Source organism: Exiguobacterium sp. MH3, from assembly GCF_000496635.1.
GTDB classification, from domain to species: Bacteria; Bacillota; Bacilli; order Exiguobacteriales; family Exiguobacteriaceae; genus Exiguobacterium_A; species Exiguobacterium_A indicum.
Genome location: NC_022794.1, coordinates 1820361 through 1840528 on the forward strand (window position 1 = coordinate 1820361; position 20168 = coordinate 1840528).

The following is a 20168-nucleotide window of genomic DNA, read 5'->3' on the forward strand; positions in this document are numbered from 1 at the left end:
CAAAAAAAGTGATCTATTATCCGAACATTGGCCATACAAGGATGATCAAAATTGCGATCGGACTCAAGTAACAAACACTCACACGCCACACAGGCACGATTTTTTTCATGAATGGACTCGTCACGAGTTCCTGTTCGACAAGAGCTCGATCGAGCTTGTACCCAGCAAAAATCGAAATCAGTAAAGCACCAATCGGCATTAAAATATTCGAGACAAGGAAATCAACGCTGTCAAAGAACGTTTTCCCCATGAATTGAGCATCACTCAACATACCGAACGAGAGTGCGGACGGAATTCCGACGATCGCAATCGCAAGTGTCGCAAGCCATGTCGTCCGCTTTTTATCACGCGATGTCGCATTCTCCTTACGATCCGTTAATGAAGCAACAACGACCTCAAGCATAGCAATCGATGAAGTGATCGATGCGAAAGCAAACAGAAGGAAGAAAAGTGTTAAGAACAACGAGCCAAACTGGATCTGACTGAAAACAGTCGGCAATACGATGAAAAGCAATGCCGGTCCTTCTGCAGGGTCAAGACCCGAAGCAAAAACAGCTGGGAAAATCGCGAATCCAGCTAATAATGAGACCGCGACATTCATCGCGACGATCCATGCGGCGGAACGATTAATCTCGCCACGTTCCTTCATGTAGGAAGCATACGTCAGCATCGCTGATACACCGAGCGATAAGGAGAAGAACGCTTGGCCAAGCGCACTCAGGACAGAAGTTCGGTTGAGGACCGAAAAATCAGGCTGTATGAAGAATTTAACACCTTCCATTGCACCATCAAGTGTCAATGATCGAACGACAAGGATGATGAAGCACACGAATAATAATGGCATCATGATTTTACTCATTTTTTCAATACCGGATTGAACACCACGTAAGACGATCCAACATGTCAAAGCGAGGAAAATCAATTGCCCTGAAATGACATATAACGGTGAGGCGGAAATCGTTCCGAACAATTCACCAAGCGCACCACTGTCCATCGTCGTCAGGCGACCTGTGAAACCAAGAATGGTATAAATCAAAACCCATCCTCCGATGACGCTGTAGAAAGAGAGCAACAAGAAACAGGCGATGACACCCAGTACACCAATGAATGTGAACTTCTTATGACCAAGTGCCGAGAACGCTTGAAGTGCTGTTTTTCCACTCGTACGACCGATTAAAAACTCGGCAATTAAAACGGGCAGTCCAAGTAATAAGGTAAACACGAGGAACAAGAGTAAAAACGCGCCTCCTCCGTTCGTTCCAGTCGTGTACGGGAATTTCCAGATGGCCCCCAGACCAATGGCGGATCCCGCTGCTGCTAAAATAAATCCTACTTTTGAAGCCCATGCGTTTCCTTTCATGGTGCTCCACCTCCTTTTCAAAATACTTTTTCATTGTACAGAAAGAATCATTGAAAGTCATCCTTTATCAAATATTTTCTTTAAAGCGTCAAAGCATAACCGCATATATGTACTGAAAGATAAAAAAGAAGACCGTTTTTTATGACGACCTTCTTTTCATTCATTACTTTATATTATTGTGTGCCTCCATACATGCGCAGATACTCCGGCAATACTTTAACTGTAACCGGTGTATGGATGGCTTTTTCACCATCTGTATCGATCACTTTTGTGTCTTTTGTTTTCAACTGAAACCCACTCGTCAAGATATGTGTAAAGGAAGGATCATTGGCAAGACCAATTTTTTGAAGGATCACATCTCGAATGGTTGTTAAATTTACTTCATCGACGATCACTAAATCAAGTTTCCCGTCATTATAGGCTCCATCTGATAAGTTCGTCTCGATTCCACCGAGCGATTCTCCGTTTGCCGCAAGAATGAGAACCGCTTCGCCGGTCATGTGACGACCTTCATCTAAAATCAGTTCATATTCGAAGGGTTGTGCTTCTAGACTTGAGCGAATCGTCGATAGATAATATCCCATCTTCCCGAGGCGTGCTTTTTCTTCTGTATCGATGCCAATCGATGCCTCTGCGACAAGACCGACACCAAGGAAATTCAAGAAATAGCTATTTTCGACTTGTCCGAGATCGACCTGAACAACGTGTTGCATCGCGATCGCTTCTGCAGCAAGCCGAGGAGCCATCGGTAAGCCAAGCGTTCGAGCGAAGTCGTTACAGGTCCCTCCAGGAATGATACCGAGTATCGGGCGATCATCCAGTTTTGCGACCCCGTTGATTGTCTCAAACACCGTTCCATCTCCACCGATGACGACGACCGCATCAAATGCGGATGAATCTTCCGCAAATTGCATCGCATCTCCAGCTTGCTTCGTATTCTTGATGACGATTTCATCGAATAATGTACTTAATGGTTCGATGACTTCTCCAAGTAATCCGGTGCCGTTCGTCCCAGCTGTCGGGTTACTGATCAGTAAAAGTTTCATTGAATGACGCCTTCCTTCTTCAGGTAATCACGAGCGACCTCATTCGCCGTCTTTCCGCCGTATGCGACAGCTTCATTCATTTTTGACATCTCTTCATCTGAAATTTTACCTGATAATTGCTCAAGTGCTTGTTTTACTTCTGGATACTCCTCGATCGTCTCTTGTCGCAGAAGAGGAGCTCCTTCATATGGAGGAAATAGTTGCTGATCGTCTTTTAAGACGACCATGTCGTATTTCGCAATCTCCGGATCTGTCGAGTAAGCATCAATGACATCGATCTCACCTGACTCGATTGCTTTATAGCGCAATTTTGGTTCCATCGTGACGACTTTCTGGAAATTAACATCATATTTATCTTGAATCCCTTTATACCCATCCTGTCGATCCTTAAATTCTAACGTGAATCCAGCCGTCAACTGATTCGCGACCTGTTTTAAATCAGAGATCGTCTTCAAATCGTAACGGTCTGCTAATTTCTTTGGAACAGCTACAGCATAGGTATTGTTATAGTTCATCGGTGGTAGCAAGGCTAAATCTTGTTTTTCAAGACCGGCTTTTGCCTGTTCATACACTTCTTTTGCATCATTCGACTTCGGTTTTTCATTCGTCAAACTAGCGAGCACCGTTCCTGTAAACTCTGGATACGCATCGATATCACCTGATTCGAGCGCCTTATAGACGAAGGTCGTCTTCCCGAAGTTCGGTTTGACTTGTACCGTCAAATCCGTTTCATCTTCAATGACAATCTTATACATGTTCATTAAAATTTCCGGTTCTACACCTAGTTTTCCAGCGACGACGAGATCTGGTCGTTCACTGCGACCGACAGCAAAAGGTGCGACGACGATCGCAACCATCAAGACGACTGCCGTTACGAGACGTGCTGTTTGTCGTTTACGAGTCGCTACTTCCGTTTGACGTAATAAGCCGTCAAATAAAAGCGCGAGCAGTGCTGCTGGAATCGCACCGAGCAATAATAGATAGTTATCATTACGGTCAATCCCGAGAAGAATGATCGAGCCTAATCCTCCAGCACCAATCAGGGCGGCAATCGTCGCCGTACCAATGATCAGTACCATCGCGGTCCGAATCCCGGCCATCATAACAGGTAAAGCTAGTGGGAGCTCGACTTTCCAAAGGCTCTGCATCGGAGTCATCCCACATGCGCGTGCCGCTTCCTTAATCGAAGGATCAACTTCGGCAAGCCCTGTATAAGTGTTTCGAACGATCGGTAATAAAGAATACAAGACAAGTGCAATAATGGACGGGACTGTACCGATTCCGACAAGTGGTATCATCAGACCGAGTAACGCGAGTGATGGAATCGTCTGGATGACAGAGGTTACACCAATCGACCACTCACTCAGACGTTTATTGCGTGATAAGTAAATCCCCAGTGGAATAGCGATCACACATGCGATCAGCAAGGAAATGACCGATAATTGAATATGCTCGATTAGCGCTTGAAGCAATTCAGTCTTCCGGTCTTGATACGTTTCGATCAATCCATTCATTCGACACTCCCCCTGACTTGACGCATGAATTCTTGAACGAACGGATCGTTACTGGCTAGTACCTCGTCCTTCGTACCGATGAAAGCAATCTCTCCAGCGTTCATCAGACAGATGCGACTCCCTAGTTTCAACGCTTCATTCATGTCATGCGTGACGAACAAAATTGTTTTACCAAGCTCTTCGTTTAGATGCAACAAATCATTTTGTAATTGTTCCCGTGAAATGGGATCAAGAGCAGAAAATGGTTCGTCCATCAAGATGACGTCTTGTTCTGCTGCGAGTGCCCGCATAACCCCAACACGTTGTTGCTGTCCACCAGAGAGTTCACTTGGATATTTTTTCTTAAGTGAGGTGTTTAACCCAGTCAACCGAAATAATTCATCGACCCGTTGTACTACTTTCTCCTTATTCCACTTCAATAACTCAGGTACGACGCTGACGTTCTCCTCAATCGTCATATGTGGAAAGAGGGCAATCTGTTGTAAGACGTAGCCAATTCGCCGACGGAGTTCATGTTCATTGATCGACATGATTGGTTCACCATCGATCCAAATTTGTCCTTCCGTATGATCAATCAATCGATTAACCATTTTCATCGTCGTTGTTTTACCGCACCCTGAAGGACCGATCAAACAAAAAATCTCGCCTTGTTCAACCGTAAAATTCACGTGTTGCACTGCCTTTGTTCCGTCTGCATACGTTTTGCCGACATCCTTGAATTCAATCACGAACCATCCCTCGTTTCCCGGTTTATTATCTTTGTAAAATTCCCCTTTCTTGGACATTCTAAAACCTATTCCGTCCACTCTTTCCCCTGTTTTCTAAATCCAACATCGAACAGATCGTTTTTTTATCCTTCCTCAAAACAAAAAAGACGATGGAAACTATCCATCGCCTAACCGTATACTGCTCTTATTCGAACGTCACCGTGACTTGACGGCGACCCCATTCTAAAGCTTCTTGTTTTGAACCGACAAGAAGATCCATGATTTTCCCGCGAATCGCACCACCTGTATCGAGCGCAATTGCGTCGCCGAAACCTTCTACATGTACCTTAGTTCCAAGCGGTACGACCGATGGATCGACAGCAACGATGCGACGTCCTTCGTATGTAATCGTATTCGTGACGTCATAACCCGATGCTGTTAAGGCACGACCATTATACAAACGGCTTCCATTGTTTTCTGGATTCGTCGTATATGCTGTCGTCTCAAACGTTTCCGTACGCTTTGTGGAACGGTTAGCGTTTGCTTGTGTTCGACTTTGTTTCTTTACCTGTCGTGTTTCCTTTTTGGCTTCTTGTGCTGCTTTTGCTTTTTGCTCTGCGTCTGCTTTTTGCTTAGCCAAGGCTTTTAGACGCGCTTGTTTTTTCGCCTCTGCTTGTTCACGCTTCTCTTGAGCAGCTTGACGCTTCATCTCTAATGGATTTTGTACGATCGTTTTCTCCGTACCGATCCCGATTTGTGCTGCCGACGCTTCATGATGCGGCAAAAGAATAAATATGAATCCCGCTAAACAAAGGGATAAAAGGAATGATGTTCGTTTCATGTTGATGCCAACCTTTCTCGCCGTTTTACGACCCGCACAACGTATCACGGTGACAAATAGTTTGAAAAGCGAACACCATGAATTGAAATATATCTGTTAAAAAGTAACGAAATGGTTACACGCTTACAAAAAACGCTCTCAATCGTTGTATATCAACGTTTTTATATTTTGTAACCGTTCTGTTACGAATTAATCTTTGTTACTCTTTTGTAATAAATGTATCTTTTCGATGTTTTCAGTCATTTTGTCCAATTCTTCAAAAATCAAAAGAATGTAGGATTTCATTATTATTCAGTTCGCTGGATGAACATAAAAAAACACACCAACATGTGGTGTGCTTTCATGTGTTACTTTGTTTTACGTTCTAACAATTCAATCTCTGACTTTAATAAGACTTGTTTTTCAAACTCTAATCCGAGTGCCTCAAAGTTTTTCGTGTGGGATACATCACCAACGACCGTATTTGTCAATACTGCCGTTACTTCCGCTACCCAGCCTTCTTTCGTTTTTACCATATCGCCAACGATATAATCGAATAACTCTTCTGTTTCTTCCATTTGACTCATCTCCTGACACGTTCAATTACAGTTAATCATATAAAATAACGACCGAAAAAGCTAGTCACGCGTCAATTGAGCTAAGAACTGGCGCAAGATTTTAGCGGTTAATCCCCAAATCAGATAATCCCCGTGCTCATAAAAGTGCTCCGTGACTGTATACGTACGATCCAGATAGGCTTCTCGATTCGCCATGCGTTCGGTTGGCACTTCCTTACCGGGGCGGATCCGCCACTCCATATCTCCTTTAATCGGCTTCGAAGTCATCAATTCCGTTAATGACACGAGAAACACATGATCGACTTCGGCCGGCGAAGGATTAAAGTCCGTCGCATGAAGAATACCAAGATACGGGTAAATGATCGACCGGTTCGGTGTCACGAGTGGTTCAAGCGTTCCAATCACTTCAATCTCAGAAGCACTGACATTTAATTCTTCGACCGTTTCACGGACAGCTGCTGCTTTCGGTAATTCACCACCATCGATCCGACCACCTGGAAAAGCGATTTCACCTGGTTGCGAACGTAGTGTCTTAGCTCTCACTTGAAATAACAAATAGACTTCGCCATCTTGCTCGACTAATGGAACGAGTACAGCTGCCGCATGACGAGGTAAACGTTCTTCAGAATCTACGTAATGCTTTCGGATATCGGCTAAGTTCACCTGTTTCATCGCCCTTCTTGTGCAACGTGTTGGTACGCCTCTTCCAGATGGCGCATACGGACGATGAGATCCGCATTCTTAGCAATCCGGTCCGATAAAATCGATCCTGCTACCGTCTTGTAATAGGCGTTTAACGCATGTCGTTTCGTCAGATGTGCCTCATTCTGACGGATATATTCTTTAAAATTCGCAATCAATCGTTCTGTCGTAAAAAGTTGTTCGTTCACAAGTTTCATCCTTTCACACGTCAAGCGTGTCATCAATAGTTTAATGGTAACGAGTTTTGGCTAAGATGTAAATTAAGGGGGGTTATCCGTGAATAAAAAATTAGATGTCCTCATTATCGGTGCCGGACCAACCGGTTTAACACTCGCACTCGCACTCTCACGCTATGGATTATCCTTTCGCATCGTCGAACGTGCAAGCGGACCATCTGTCGTCTCAAAAGCGATCGGGATTCAAGCGCGTTCTCTGGAGTTGTTCGCAAGGCTTGGTGTTGCAGAAGACTTGATGGAGAATGCAATCAAAATCAATCAAGGAAACCTCTATGTCAATGGTGCATGGCAGGCAAAACTTGATTTTACGGATTTGAATACACCTTTTCCGTTCGTCACGCTGTTGCCTCAAAGTGAGACGGAACGGATTCTCGAAGCGCAACTCGCCAAATATGGACACGTAGTCGAGCGCGAAACAGAATTAACAGGGTTTGCTCAATTTCCAACATTCGTTACAGCATCCTTACAACATAAAGGAGAAACAGAGACGGTCGACGCTTCCTTCATCATCGGAGCAGATGGTGCAAACAGTTTCGTCCGTCGTGAGCTCGGGCTTCCGTTCAGCGGGAAGTCGTTTAAAGAATCGTGGGCACTGGCTGACATCGAGGTCGACTGGCCGCTCTCTTCTGAGGAGGTTCATATCTTTTTCTCTGATCATGGCGTTATCGAGTCGTTCCCTCTCCAGTCGAACTTGTTCCGGATTACCGGCAATCTAACGAGCGGACCTGTTCCGACCGACCATAAAGCGATTGACGATTTTTTACAAAATCGAGCCAAAGTACCGTTTGAGCTCAAAAAAGTCCATTGGTATTCGATGTTTCGCGTCCATAACCGGATTATCGAGAAATTCGGACACCACCGGATTTATTTGATCGGGGATGCAGCACACATCAATTCACCCGTCGGTGGTCAAGGAATGAATACCGGAATTGCTGATGCGATGAACCTCGCTTGGAAACTATGGTGTGTCCATCAGTTCAAGGCGAGTTTTCCGTTACTTGATTCTTACAGCGTCGAACGCCGAGAAGCGGCACAAGGGATTTTACGATCAACCAATCTTGCAACGGAACTCTTGCAAATCAATATTCCCTTTTTATTACCCTTGCAGGAAAAAGTCATTCGTAATAGCCTCAAGATCGCACCCTTACATCATTTCGTGACGAACCGGATTGCACAGCTCAACAGCCACTACCCAGCGAGTTCGACCTTCGTCACACAAGGACACTTTAGTCCATTGACACCAAAACCAGGTGAACCGATGCCTTACAGTGAAGTCGTTCACCCGCGGACGAAAAAGAACGAACTATTGTTACGTCGTGCCGATCGGAATTTCTTATTACTACTGTTCTTACCAAAAAATGCAACCGATGATCTTCTTGAGCCATTCAAGGAACTCGCCTATACCTATCCCGATCTATTTGAGACAGTACCGATCCATCAATCCCTTAAAGAGGATGGTGTCGTCGATCAAGGTGGTGAACTGGCACGACGCTTTGGCATCAAGCAATCTGGATTATATTTAATTCGCCCTGACGGTTATATCGCGTATCGCCAACAAGGTTTGAAAAGTAAATCGTTCGCCCGCTATGTTGAACGTTTACTTTATGCGCGTTAACTCGGTATGATAGTAGGTGAGGTGAAGGCAAAGATGGATATACAGCTAGTTCGAACGGTTTTAATCATTCTTTTAGTCATTGCATTTCTCGTCATCGTCAGCAGACGAACGAAGGAAAACCTTCGATGGTCACTGATCGGGGAAGCATTTGGTGAAAAAGGAGAAGATTTATTAAAGGACGCTGCGCGACTCGAAGCAGCTGACTTAGAGATTCGAGTCGAACGCGGCGTCAAGACTTCGTTTTTATTCCGACGTTTCAGTAAAGACTTGGATGATCGCGTAGCGGTGTATGTCTTGAAAGAAGACTTGGATCAAGCTGAAGACATTCTTGCGTCTCGACCAAGACGATGAATTCAAACGAAAAGGCAGTGAAGCGAGCGCTTCACTGCCTTTGTTCATTCCTGTTGCTGCGCGAGATAAAACGCAACTTGTTTTCGTTCTTGCTCTTGAACAGGGGAGGATTTCTTTGAGACGATGAACGCCCGCACATCTTTAAAGCTGTTCCCCGTCGGGAATTTAATTCGTTCCGTCCGCATCTGTGGTGCATTCGGAAAAAGTGTAATGCCATGAATCGGAATGATGATCCCTTGTTCTTTTAGCGTTTTTCGAACCGCTTGAACGATTTGTTTCGACTGATGGATGGGATGAGGTGCAAACACTTTTCTTCCATGCTCATCATCCATGACATGGCAAGATTCCTCCGTCATCCATTCTACGACCGCATCGTTTTGTAACACGAGGAATAATCCTTTTGGTCCAATCAGCGCAAAAGGAATGACTATCGTGTCAGAAAGACGAATCCGATCAAACAACATCCAATCAAAACGACAAACATGACGGATTTCATTACAGAGTGCATCCGTTTCACTCGTCGTCGTACTCACTTGTTTACTTGCAAAAAAACGACGGCGCGGTGGTTGAGGAACAGAAGCAGTCATGACTTGTAACATGGTTCATCATCCTTTGTAGTATGTATTATTAGTTATCTTAACACCGTTTTCACTCAGATGACGATTCTTTCAAAAAAGAAGGAAATAAAAAAAGACACTTCTGATCTGACAGAAATGTCTTTTTTGATGCGTCAATCTTGGTGCGGACGTCCGAAAACGGCCTTCTCTAAATTTGAAATACGACGTAACATGTCATAGTTCGATGAACTTGATACTTGTGGCTCCGCTTGCTCGACGCGGCGCTCTTCACGTTTTACCGGTTGTGCTGGTGCTTGTTTTAACGCCTCGTTCTCTTTCTTCAGACGTTCGATCTCACGTTCGAATCCTTCATAATCTTTAATGATTTGATCCAAATATCCATCGACATCTTCGATGACATAGCCACGGAGGCCGGTTTTGAATTCCTTTTTGTAAATATCGTCCGCTGTCAACAATGGCTTATACATCCTCTTCACTCCCACTGATCATTGTATTGTAATTCTTGTTCGAGCCAAGATAAATCATCTTGTGTAATTAAAAACAACTGATAATCGGATTGTTCCATTTCTATTCTAGCACGCTCTACTAAAAATTTCGCTGATCCTCCATGTTCTTCATCAAAAACCGACAATAATCCTTGGCTTTTTTGAATCATGAACTCGGTTTTATTACGTAACTGCGATGGATCCGTATACGGTTTCTGGCTGATTGCTTCGACGAAGTCAGCTTGTTCAAGAATGGAAAGGTACTGCGCTTGAACTGGCTCTTTCCAGCGTGCTTCCTGTTCCAAGAACGGCAACAGAATACCGAGACGAATATGGGGATACTCTTCCTTTAATTCAAGTACGACCTCGCATGCCCAGATTTCGCAACCCGGTGAGGCATTCGTGATAAACCACTCTGTGCCTCGATCCTCAATTAAGCGAATCATCCGCTCTCGATATGCTGCCTTTAAGACCCGGATCCCAGGGTGTTTTTGATCAAAGATACCTAGTTCATTGGGTTTATATCCTGTGATGGCGACAACTTTCACACGTCACACTTCCTTTTCAACCGACGTCCTCGATGATCCAGCTCTGCCAAAATTCGTTCTTTTTTCGTAATCAACCAATGATGGCGCTCGACGTGTTGTCGTGCTCGTTCCGTATAATCATAAGCAAGCACCGGATCTTTTGCAATGTGCTCTGCCCACTTCGCAAGCTCGACATACCCTAAATAACTGTCGCTCTTCAAGAAACACTCTCGAGCTTGTTCATGGTTCTTCATTTTTTTATGCAAATATCCTTGGCGCAACCATCCTTCTGCTGATAGTTCTTTGACTTGCTGAAAATGAGCGTGTGATCCTTCATGAATTCCGAGATCTGCCAGCCAAATCGCGATGTTTTCTTGAATTGGGGAAGGCGCCTCCGCTCGATGTGTGACGAGTCGGTTGCACGCATCATAGAGTCCGACAAGCGTCAGACAATCATCCAGATGATGTTGCAAGACCCCTGTCATGATATCCGGATGCTGGTGTTCGACGTACTGGAAATAATGCATCGGTGCCAAAAATCCAGGTAGATCCCCTTCCCGCTCAAATCCGATTCGCTCTTCCATCGCTGTCAATCGATAGGAATCATACATTCCTTTAAAGATTCGCCGCGCGACATGAAGTAAATCGAGATGACCGACTTTCGGTAATCGCGGAACCCGTTCCCGAACAAAGACATGACGTGTCTTGATTTGCGGCCAATCAAAGCTTTTCCCGTTATAGGTCACAAAGCGGACATCATCTCCGATATCATGCAGGAAGTGATGGTAAAAAGCAGCTTCAAAGTGAGGATGTGGTAAGAAATACTGTCGCATCAGCAATCCACCCTTCTCAAAGCGCGCGAACCCGAGTAAAAAGATCGTCGTTCCGGTTCCTCGTAATCCTGTCGTCTCCGTATCAAAGAAAATGACTTGCTCAAGTGGAACATCCAGTGCAAGCGGTGGATGAGGAAGCTGTAAGGACTCATACACTTCGGCAAAACTCCGATCTCCATGCCGATCTATTAATGCATATCGCTTGTCGATCCTGACGATCCACTCTTCCTCGAACGTCAAGATATCGGCCCCACGATCAATCCAGGCTTGCTGTTCGTCAGTCCATCCGGTTGGTGCCTTCAGCGTTTCCACTTCAGGTGCGGAAGACACTTGATTCTCTGGTACGGCGTCTGATGTAGATTTCAGCATACGTCTAAGACGATTTTTCATGATAATTCCTTCTCCATTTCTGCCAACAACTGAATCGTTCGTTCTTTTTCGTCAGCTACGCCAACCATACCGATACAAGCTGGACAACCGTCCTGACAAGGACATGTGACGATCGAATCACGGGCGGCACGCAACATGACACCACGTTGCTTATATATCGACTCCGCGAGACCGACACCTCCAGGGTAACGATCATATAGATAAACAGTTGGCTGTTGCGTGTGTGTCGCCTTGACTTGTGGCACGACGAAGACATCACTGGCATCACACATCAAATAAAGCGGTGCGACACGTCTGAGACTATTCGCGACTCCTTCTAGCACTTGTTCGAGCTCTGTCGAAGAGCGTGCGTGATCGGGTAACGTGAACCAGACACCTGTCGTATGAATTTCTCGTTCCGGTAAGTGAATCGGACCAGAGCCGATGTTCTCATGCGTACCGAACTTAATCTTCTTGAACATCGTCGCCATCCCCCGAACACTGACATCTCCACGCGCAACACTGTATTCTCCCTCTGCATACTGTTCATCTTCTTCGAGAACGGAAAGGTCGACTGAAAAATTAGCATCCGTATAATAATCAACGTCTACTGCACGGACGAATGCTTTTTTCTCTTCGAAATCCAAATGCTCAACTTGGTATTGATCAGCTCCGTGAAGATAAATGGCCTCGTCATGTAACAATGTCATCGCACTAAACGTATCCATTTCACCGATGACTCGATTCGGTACCTCGGTCTGATCGACGATGATGACGTTCTCTTGATCACTCGACCGAAGTGATATTCCATGAGCCGGAAACGCATCGTTCATCCAATAAAATCGATCGCCCCGTTCGTGCAGGACACGCTCTTCGACTAAGTATTCGAGGATATCTTCCGTCTCGAGCGTTCCAAATGATTCTCCTTTCGTAAAAGGCAGTTCAAACGCTGCACATTTGACGTGATCGACGGCAATGATCAGATTATCTGGATCGAGTCGGGCTGCTTCCGGGGATTGATTCAAGAATAACTCTGGTCGTTCTGCGACATATTGATCGAGCATACCGGAAGAAGCGACAAGAATGATTAACGCATCATCTTGACGGCGCCCCGCTCGTCCTGCTTGTTGCCAAAGCGAAGCAATTGTTCCCGGATAACCATTCATGATACAGACTTGCAGTTGACCGATGTCGACACCAAGTTCGAGAGCGTTCGTCGAGACGATACCGGTGATCTCTCCTTGACGTAACCGTCGTTCGATATCGCGACGCTCACTCGGCAAATAACCGCCCCGGTACCCTTCGATCGATCTCGGACCGAGCTCATGCGGATAGATGCTTCTTAGATACGTCAGTAAGACTTCAACGCGAACGCGTGACCGTGCAAAGACGATCGTTTGGAACTTTTTCTTGATGAAACGCATCGCCAGTTGTTTCGTCTCAAGCGTCGCAGAACGTCGAATGCCGAGTTGTGCGTTGACGATCGGTGGTTGATAGACAAGAAAATGTTTACGTCCTGTTGGCGCACCGTTGTCATCAATCAAACCGACTGTTTTTTCCGTCAGACGTTCTGCCAGTTCCTTGGGATTGGCAATCGTCGCACTCGTCATGATGAAGACGGGATCACTACCATAATACCGACAAATCCGTCGTAAGCGACGAATGACATTGGCGACATGACTACCAAACACGCCACGATAGGTGTGAAGCTCATCGATGACGATATACTTCAAGTTCTCGAACAGTTCGATCCATTTCGTATGGTGTGGTAGGATGCCGGAATGTAGCATATCCGGATTCGTGATGACGATATTACCAGCTTTTCGTACTTTTGTTCGAATCGTCGGTGACGTATCTCCGTCATAGGTAAAACATCGGATCGGCGCCTCTAATTGATCGATCAGTTCAAGTAATTCACTATTTTGATCCTGTGCGAGGGCCTTTGTCGGATAGAGATATAATGCCCGCGCGTTCGGATGCTCGAGCAGGTGCGATAAGACCGGTAAGTTAAAACAATAGGTCTTTCCGGAGGCAGTCGGTGTGACGATGACCGTCGATTCTCCCGCTTGTACACGTTCAAACGCTAACCCTTGGTGACGATACAATTGTGTGATCCCACGTGTGCGAAGGGCTTGTCGTAAACGCTCCGGGAGTCGTTCTGGAAAATCGACATAACGCCCAGCTGTCGCTTCCATCGTTTTCATATACGTAATCCGCTCCATGAACGAGCGGTCCTGTTTCAATTCTTCGAGAAATGCAACGAGCGTTTGTTTCGCTTGCATGCCTTCACTTCCTTCCACTTCTCATTATACAAAAAAAGAGGCAAGACCAAAGAACGAACTACTCGTCTTTGGTCTTGTCTACTTTACAAGTGACGCTCCTTTATTAATCTTCAGAGTCGTCTCCACTGTTATTCGGATTGTTCGGATTGTTGTTTCGTTCCGCTGGTACATTTGAGTTATTTTGAGCATTCGCCCCATCATTCGATGACGGTTCATCCGTCGTCGGCTCGTCCGTTGATGGTTCATCCGTCGTCGGTTCGTCCGTCGTCGGCTCGTCCGTTGATGGTTCATCCGTCGTCGGCTCATCCGTCGTCGGTTCATCCGTCGTCGGTTCATCCGTCGTCGGTTCGTCCGTCGTCGGTTCGTCCGTCGTCGGTTCGTCCGTTGTCGGTTCGTCCGTTGTCGGTTCGTCCGTTGTCGGTTCTTCTGCTTCAGGATCCGTGACCGTTACTGTCGTCGAAACCGGACCTGATTTTTCTCCGGAAGCCTTCGCGACGACTTGGAATGTCGAGCGACCTGGCTTCAATCCACTGATCGCAATTCGATTCGTCGAGCTCGTTCCGACTGTCGATGATTGACCATCAGCATCCGTCATTGTCACTTCAAACGAGACATCGTCATACCCATTGGCACGAAGCGCAGCATCATTATAGTTCCAAGTCAGTTCACCGCTCTTTGTGTCTTCATCGTAAGATGCTTGTAATCCAGTCGGAGCGGGTACCGTCTTTTTTTCAACGACAGGTTCCTTCGTCCCTTTCACGTACAATTCGTTTCCGATACTGAGGACAGAACTAGGTTGTTCAAATGGTGCCGGCGTACGATCACGTGTCTTCGTGATGAAATCTTTCCAGATTTGTTGCGCCATCGTACTGTTATACGGACCACTGAGCCCTGCACCATTGTTATTGCCGGACTTCGTAGTTCCTGTCCATACACTGATTGAAACGTCTGATGTGTATCCAGCAAACCAGACATCTTTGTAAGCATTCGTCGTCCCAGTTTTTCCAGCTGCGTCAAACGATAATCCAGCGCTTGGGAACGTACCGCCTGGTTTCAAGACATCACGCAACATGTCCGTCAACATATACGCCGTGTAGTCTTCCATTGCTTTTTTCGATTTGACTGGTGATTTGATTTTTGATCCATCACTGTATTCAATCGATTTGATCAGATGCGGTTTGATATAATCGCCACCGTTTCCGAGTGTCGCATAAGCCCCAGCCATTTGAGTCGTATTGAAACCATGTTTCATCCCACCAATCGCATAAGCTGGTGAAATCGACTCATCGTCTTCTAATTTCAAACCTGATTTTTCAGCGAATGCTTGAACTGGGTCACCACCGATTTCTTGATACGTTTGGATGGCCGGTGTGTTCGCTGAAATTTTTAACCAGTGGCGTATCGTATTCGTACCACGGTATCCATCATAATAGTTACCAATCTCTTTTCCATTGACTTCTGTTGGTTTATCCGTCAATTGCTTCGCAGTCGACCATTTATCGTTCTCGATCGCTGGACCATACGCGAAGAATGGTTTTGCGGACGATCCCGGTTGGTGCGGTTCATTTGCGTAGTTTCGTCTCGCTGTTCCCTTACCCGGATTTTTTCCGTCTACGACAGCTAAAATCTCACCCGTTTGTGTATTCACTGCCGAAGCAGCTGTCTCTGCATATTCAGGCATTTTAACGATTTGGTCTTTTTTGATGGCTTCGTTCATATAATCGTGCATCGGTTTATCGATCGATGTATAGATTTTTAAACCTTGACCATAGATGTCTTTTCCTTCCAAGCCAAAATCATCTTCTAACTCTTTTGATACCATATCGAAGATGACACTATCGTAAGATTCATCCTTTGTTGACTTCGGTGCCGGATTGATCAATTTTGAGATTGGCTGCTTCACTGCTTTATCTCGTTGTGCTTCTGTAATGACGCCTGTCGTCTGCATCGCATTGAGTACTTGCGTCTGACGCCATTTCGTTAACTTCGGATCTCCTTTAATTGGATCGTATGCCGTCGGACGCTGTGGGAGTCCTGCGAGCATCGCGGCTTCCGCATAATTCAATTTATTTACAGGCTTATTGAAGTATGCTTTTGAAGCGGTTTGGATGCCAAATGAATTTTGACCATAGTAGTTTTTGTTCAAGTACATCTCTAAAATTTGATCTTTTGTATAGTCCTGTTCTAAACGAATCGCGAGCCATTGCTCTTGGACTTTCCGTGTAATCGTCTTATCAAAAGTCAGGAACGACTGTTTGACGACCTGTTGCGTGATTGTCGAAGCCCCTTCAGAACCAAATCCGTCCGTCACGTTCGCGATGATGGCTCCGCCAAGACGACGGAAATCGATTCCATTGTGCTGATAGAAACGACGGTCCTCAATCGAAATGAATGCGTCCTTGACGACTTCAGGGACTTCATCAATCGAGACGTATTCCCGACTCGTTCCACCTTTCGTAATTTCCTTCTTATTACTTGCGTAAATTTTTAGCGGCAAAGCATCACGTAATTCTGCTTCATCCAGCTCAGGAGCAGTAGCTACGGCATATGCTGCAAAACCGCCACCAATCAGCATCATTAAGATGAATAGACCGGTAGCAATCAGTAATAACTTTTTCCAAAGTGGACCTTTCCCACCGGAACCTCCACCTGACTTTTTCTTTTGGGGACGTTTCGTCCGTTTCATCTTTTTCTCAGATGACTTCGTCTCTTCACGACGTGCGACACGACTTCTTTCCATATGCTATCCTTCTCCTTCAATCAAAAAGTGTCTGAATTGAAATATAGTTCGTCCACTGCCTTTAAATAATCGATGGCAGGGTACGCGCCAGTCTCGACTTTGATACCGTCTCGTTCAATGACCGTCAGCGGAATAGATTTTCGTCCGCTTTCTAGCTGATCCCACCAGGGGAACACGTGCTCGACTGAAAGCACATATTGCACATTATACAGACTGAAACGAATGATGACAAAACAAATTCCTCCATGTTCGACACATTGGCGCATGTGTGCGATTTGATGGGGGTGAAAATTTTTTATCGGGAAGGATGTTTTATTCGTCGTCTCCTTCGCTTCGAAATCAATATATTTTCCGCGATAAACACCGTTATAGTCCGTCGTCGACGGTTGCTTGAAATAGGCTTCCTTGACGACCGCTGCCGACCGTTTTGGATAATCGACTTGGACGATTTGTAACGGAGTGGGTTTCTTGTGAATGATTGCCCGATTATGGGTCAGGTAAAACGTATTACTTTCATTCAATAATTTTTCGAGCGTCATCCCTCGATTCGAAAAGGTCGAATCGGTTGATCGCGCCTTCTTGATTCGGGTTCCATGCGACTCGAGTGGCTTTTGAAATTTTTTCCCGTTCGGGTAATTCAAAACGATTCCCCTCCTATCGCGTTTATTGTACCATGATATGTGATTGTACCGTATCGGCCGAGAGGAGTAGTTAAAAACCAATGACAATTGAACCGTTATTACAAGAGATTGAACGTATTTATCAAGAAGGACGTGCCGGAACCGAATATGACTTCAATCGTGACGTCGTACCGTTCGTTGAACGAGCGGATCAACTGATTGCACAGTGGCAAACGAATGCCCAGGATAGTCCTTACTTACGACCTAGCATGGTCGAAAGCGCCGTGGATCAACTAAAGCAAATTTCCGTTCAAGCATTTCAGCCAAAAACGAGTCTGAAACGCTTCAATGAAACGATTAAATCCGTTCGTTATATCGATCGCTTGATGAATGGTGAAGAATAACGATTAAAAAACAGGAATTATCTTCCTTAAGTCGAACACCTAATCATACGAGAGAATGTTTCTACGGTTTCACTTATCAGGCTATAGCTTTTCAGCCGCCTAGCGTGTAAAGTGGCATCAAGAGCATTTCTTTCGAAAAGACTGTGTAATTATTGTGCAATTGGAGGAGATTCATTTGAACAAACGGGTACAATCGAACGTCAAAGGCGTTGACGTCAAAGGATTTCCTAAGAATTCAACCCCTGCCCCGAAGAAATACATCATGTTCGTCGATGAAACTGGGACACCGAAAGGGAATACACAATTCAACTTAACGGGTGTCTTGATGGAATATAAATATGCCATCGATTCGGATGAGACCGGTGAACCAAGTCCGCTTCGTCAACGTTTGATGGATTTTAAGGCAAAAGTTTTTGAAGATCCACATATTCCGCTTCATTTGAAGGAGATTTTAAAAGCGGAGCATCCGTACGGTAAAGAAGATGGCATCACGATCGATATGTTACGACATTTCTGGATCGCCTTGCCGGAATTTTTAGTTGATATTGATTGTACGATCGTCAGCGTCGAAGTCGATAAACAGAAGCTACAAGACTTCTTCTCGACACCGAAGGATCCGTATGTCGTTGCCTTCGCTCATTTGATGAAGTCGTTTTATTCCTTCCTCGATGAGACAGAAGCAACGAGTGCGCGTGTTGTTCTTGAAAGCCGTGATGATTATCAAAACTTGCTCATTCAAAAGGCGTTCTTCGATATCTTCAATTCGGGAACGGTCCATCTCGACGTCGAAAAAAGTCGTCAAAAAATCAAAGGCTTCATCTTTGCTGAAAAAGACAGCGACCTCTACCAATCTGGTCTTGAGATTGCCGACTTGGTCTGCTTACCTTTATCTCGCGTTCGTCGTGGTGTCATCGAGGTAAAACCCCGGTTTGTCCATTATGGGGACGAAAACCGGATTTTTAAAGCCATCAAAGATAAGATTTACATTCGCCGTGATAGTCCGGACCAAGATTTCCGAAACTGGGGATTCAAAAAAGTACCGATCACGAAAAAGCGTCGTGAATGGTCCGATACTCCTTGGAATGGATGATATGCAAAAAAAGTGGATCCGGTATCGGATCCACTTTTTTTATGGTGTAGCTAGTCCTTTTGTCCGCTTTTTCCCCTCTCGACACATGTCGAGTAACGGGCACGCTTCACAGTTCGGACGTTGTGCCTTGCAGTGATAACGTCCAAAGAAGATGAATTGGTGATGAAGCTTTGACCAACGCTCCCGTTTGAAGCGACGCATCAGTGTCGCTTCAACCTGCGTGACATTATCCTTCCAGCGACAGATCCCGAGGCGCTTCGAAACACGTTCGACATGCGTATCAACCGCAAATGCCGGTACATCGAAAGCGACAGACAAGACGACGTTCGCCGTCTTGCGTCCAACGCCAGGTAAGGCTTCGAGCCCGGCGCGTTCCGTCGGGACTTCTCCGTCGTGTTGCGCAAGGAGTTGTGCCGCAAGCGCTTTGATGTTTTTGGCTTTATTTCGGTACAATCCCAGTCGTTTGATTTTATCCTCGATTTCCTCAACGGGTGCCGCAGCAAGCGAAGCAGGATCCGGATACGCTGCGAACAACCCAGGCGTCACCTGATTGACAAGTACGTCGGTCGCTTGTGCACTGAGTGCAACCGCTACGACCAGCTCAAACGGGTTGCGATGAATCAACTCACAAAATGCATCCGGAAACATCTCTTCTAACGTTGCTTCAATCCGATCGATTTCTGCCTTTCGTAACATCTCCTTAACCTCCCCGCCCTGCGAGATCCTCAAGCGTCTTGATCCCTTCACGTTCCCATGTCCGCAGAATTTGATTGATATAGGTCATTTTGCGGACATTATGATAGACTGCTTCTCGAAGTGCGGCAAGCACTAGCTCTTCCGAAATGTTCTCGATCGTCAACCACTGAATGATCTGCTCCATCTGAAACGGTGACATCATCCCGAGTTCCCGTTCGAATTGTTGGAAGACGGACGGGTTGATCGTATCAAAGTTCGGTGCTTCCTGTTCCGGTGGTGCCATCAGCTTTTCGTAAAGCGGAACAAGCGAATAACGTTCAGACCCATTGACGTTCTCCATTGCCAATAATCCTTTTTGTAATAAACCGAGTGTCGTCTCGATTGTTTCCGTCTCGGATAGTCCAAGTCGATTACTTAACTCTTCCGGTGACGGCATCTCCATACCTTCTGCCCGGCAAGCAAACAGTTGACCAATCAATGTGAACTCGACAAAACTGATGCCTAACCGTTTTGCCTCGGTGAACAATCGTTTCGGTAAGACGACCGTCCCTTCCTCGAATAATTGCACTAAATTATGATTCATCGTATTTCCTCGATTCTCTAGTCTAAACAAGA

21 protein-coding genes are annotated in these 20168 nt (G+C 45.6%); 4 read left to right on the forward strand and 17 right to left on the reverse strand.

What is annotated here, in order from left to right:
* Positions 1-16 precede the first annotated feature (16 nt).
* The 8 genes from U719_RS09750 to yvfG all read right to left on the reverse strand — a co-directional run bounded on the left by U719_RS09750 (position 17) and on the right by yvfG (position 6915).
* Positions 17-1360, reverse strand: coding sequence for a sodium-dependent transporter (locus tag U719_RS09750; protein WP_023468596.1), 1344 nt, complete (start codon positions 1358-1360; stop codon positions 17-19).
* Between the two features lie 173 nt (positions 1361-1533).
* Positions 1534-2406 carry a diacylglycerol kinase family protein gene (locus U719_RS09755; protein ID WP_023468597.1) on the reverse strand — a complete coding sequence of 291 codons (873 nt, stop codon included), beginning with the start codon at positions 2404-2406 and terminating at the stop codon, positions 1534-1536.
* Positions 2403-3920: an ABC transporter permease/substrate-binding protein gene (locus tag U719_RS09760; RefSeq protein WP_023468598.1), complete on the reverse strand. Its 1518-nt coding sequence runs from the start codon at positions 3918-3920 to the stop codon at positions 2403-2405. Before U719_RS09760 ends, U719_RS09755 begins: the two co-directional genes overlap by 4 nt.
* Positions 3917-4648 (reverse strand): ABC transporter ATP-binding protein, encoded by a 732-nt coding sequence (locus U719_RS09765; RefSeq protein ID WP_035396921.1) that lies wholly within the window; start codon positions 4646-4648, stop codon positions 3917-3919. Before U719_RS09765 ends, U719_RS09760 begins: the two co-directional genes overlap by 4 nt.
* 184 nt (positions 4649-4832) lie before the next feature.
* The gene (locus tag U719_RS16645) at positions 4833-5468 is read right to left on the reverse strand and encodes a 3D domain-containing protein (protein WP_023468600.1); all 636 of its coding nucleotides are present in this window, start codon (positions 5466-5468) and stop codon (positions 4833-4835) included.
* A gap of 347 nt (positions 5469-5815) precedes the next feature.
* A complete protein-coding gene (locus U719_RS09775; RefSeq protein WP_023468601.1) occupies positions 5816-6025 on the reverse strand; it encodes a hypothetical protein in 210 nt (69 codons plus the stop codon).
* A 60-nt stretch (positions 6026-6085) separates the two neighbouring features.
* Positions 6086-6697 (reverse strand): CoA pyrophosphatase, encoded by a 612-nt coding sequence (locus U719_RS09780; RefSeq protein ID WP_023468602.1) that lies wholly within the window; start codon positions 6695-6697, stop codon positions 6086-6088.
* Positions 6694-6915, reverse strand: coding sequence for a protein YvfG (gene yvfG / locus U719_RS09785; RefSeq protein ID WP_023468603.1), 222 nt, complete (start codon positions 6913-6915; stop codon positions 6694-6696). The genes U719_RS09780 and yvfG overlap by 4 nt, the downstream gene beginning before the upstream one ends.
* A gap of 88 nt (positions 6916-7003) precedes the next feature.
* Between yvfG and U719_RS09790 the strand changes: the two genes are divergently transcribed.
* Both U719_RS09790 and U719_RS09795 read left to right on the forward strand, forming a co-directional pair.
* Entirely contained in the window at positions 7004-8578 is a 1575-nt protein-coding gene (locus tag U719_RS09790) for an FAD-dependent monooxygenase (RefSeq protein WP_023468604.1), read from the forward strand.
* Positions 8579-8611: 33 nt separating this feature from the next.
* Positions 8612-8929 carry a hypothetical protein gene (locus U719_RS09795; RefSeq protein ID WP_023468605.1) on the forward strand — a complete coding sequence of 106 codons (318 nt, stop codon included), beginning with the start codon at positions 8612-8614 and terminating at the stop codon, positions 8927-8929.
* Positions 8930-8973: 44 nt separating this feature from the next.
* Here U719_RS09795 and U719_RS09800 read toward each other — a convergent pair whose 3' ends face one another.
* The 7 genes from U719_RS09800 to recU form a co-directional block, all read right to left on the reverse strand.
* Entirely contained in the window at positions 8974-9528 is a 555-nt protein-coding gene (locus tag U719_RS09800; protein ID WP_023468606.1) for a nuclease-related domain-containing protein, read from the reverse strand.
* A 131-nt stretch (positions 9529-9659) separates the two neighbouring features.
* Positions 9660-9974, reverse strand: coding sequence for a cell division regulator GpsB (gpsB, locus tag U719_RS09805; protein ID WP_023468607.1), 315 nt, complete (start codon positions 9972-9974; stop codon positions 9660-9662).
* A 5-nt stretch (positions 9975-9979) separates the two neighbouring features.
* Positions 9980-10540: an SLOG family protein gene (locus tag U719_RS09810; protein WP_023468608.1), complete on the reverse strand. Its 561-nt coding sequence runs from the start codon at positions 10538-10540 to the stop codon at positions 9980-9982.
* Positions 10537-11721 carry a ribonuclease H-like domain-containing protein gene (locus U719_RS09815; protein ID WP_235147582.1) on the reverse strand — a complete coding sequence of 395 codons (1185 nt, stop codon included), beginning with the start codon at positions 11719-11721 and terminating at the stop codon, positions 10537-10539. Before U719_RS09815 ends, U719_RS09810 begins: the two co-directional genes overlap by 4 nt.
* A 17-nt stretch (positions 11722-11738) precedes the next feature.
* Positions 11739-14003, reverse strand: a complete 2265-nt coding sequence (locus U719_RS09820) for a DEAD/DEAH box helicase (RefSeq protein ID WP_023468610.1) — start codon at positions 14001-14003, stop codon at positions 11739-11741.
* 103 nt (positions 14004-14106) lie between these two features.
* Entirely contained in the window at positions 14107-16743 is a 2637-nt protein-coding gene (locus tag U719_RS09825) for a PBP1A family penicillin-binding protein (protein ID WP_023468611.1), read from the reverse strand.
* Between the two features lie 20 nt (positions 16744-16763).
* Positions 16764-17390, reverse strand: a complete 627-nt coding sequence (gene recU / locus U719_RS09830) for a Holliday junction resolvase RecU (protein ID WP_035396916.1) — start codon at positions 17388-17390, stop codon at positions 16764-16766.
* A 74-nt stretch (positions 17391-17464) separates the two neighbouring features.
* Between recU and U719_RS09835 the strand changes: the two genes are divergently transcribed.
* Together U719_RS09835 and U719_RS09840 are read left to right on the forward strand one after the other, a co-directional pair.
* Positions 17465-17767, forward strand: a complete 303-nt coding sequence (locus U719_RS09835) for a DUF1798 family protein (protein WP_023468613.1) — start codon at positions 17465-17467, stop codon at positions 17765-17767.
* Positions 17768-17942: 175 nt separating this feature from the next.
* Positions 17943-18857 (forward strand): DUF3800 domain-containing protein, encoded by a 915-nt coding sequence (locus tag U719_RS09840; RefSeq protein WP_023468614.1) that lies wholly within the window; start codon positions 17943-17945, stop codon positions 18855-18857.
* Positions 18858-18896: 39 nt separating this feature from the next.
* Here U719_RS09840 and nth read toward each other — a convergent pair whose 3' ends face one another.
* On the reverse strand, positions 18897-19553 hold the full coding sequence (gene nth / locus U719_RS09845) for an endonuclease III (RefSeq protein ID WP_023468615.1): 657 nt from the start codon (positions 19551-19553) through the stop codon (positions 18897-18899).
* Between the two features lie 4 nt (positions 19554-19557).
* Positions 19558-20136, reverse strand: coding sequence for a DnaD domain-containing protein (locus tag U719_RS09850; protein ID WP_023468616.1), 579 nt, complete (start codon positions 20134-20136; stop codon positions 19558-19560).
* Positions 20137-20168: the final 32 nt, after the last annotated feature.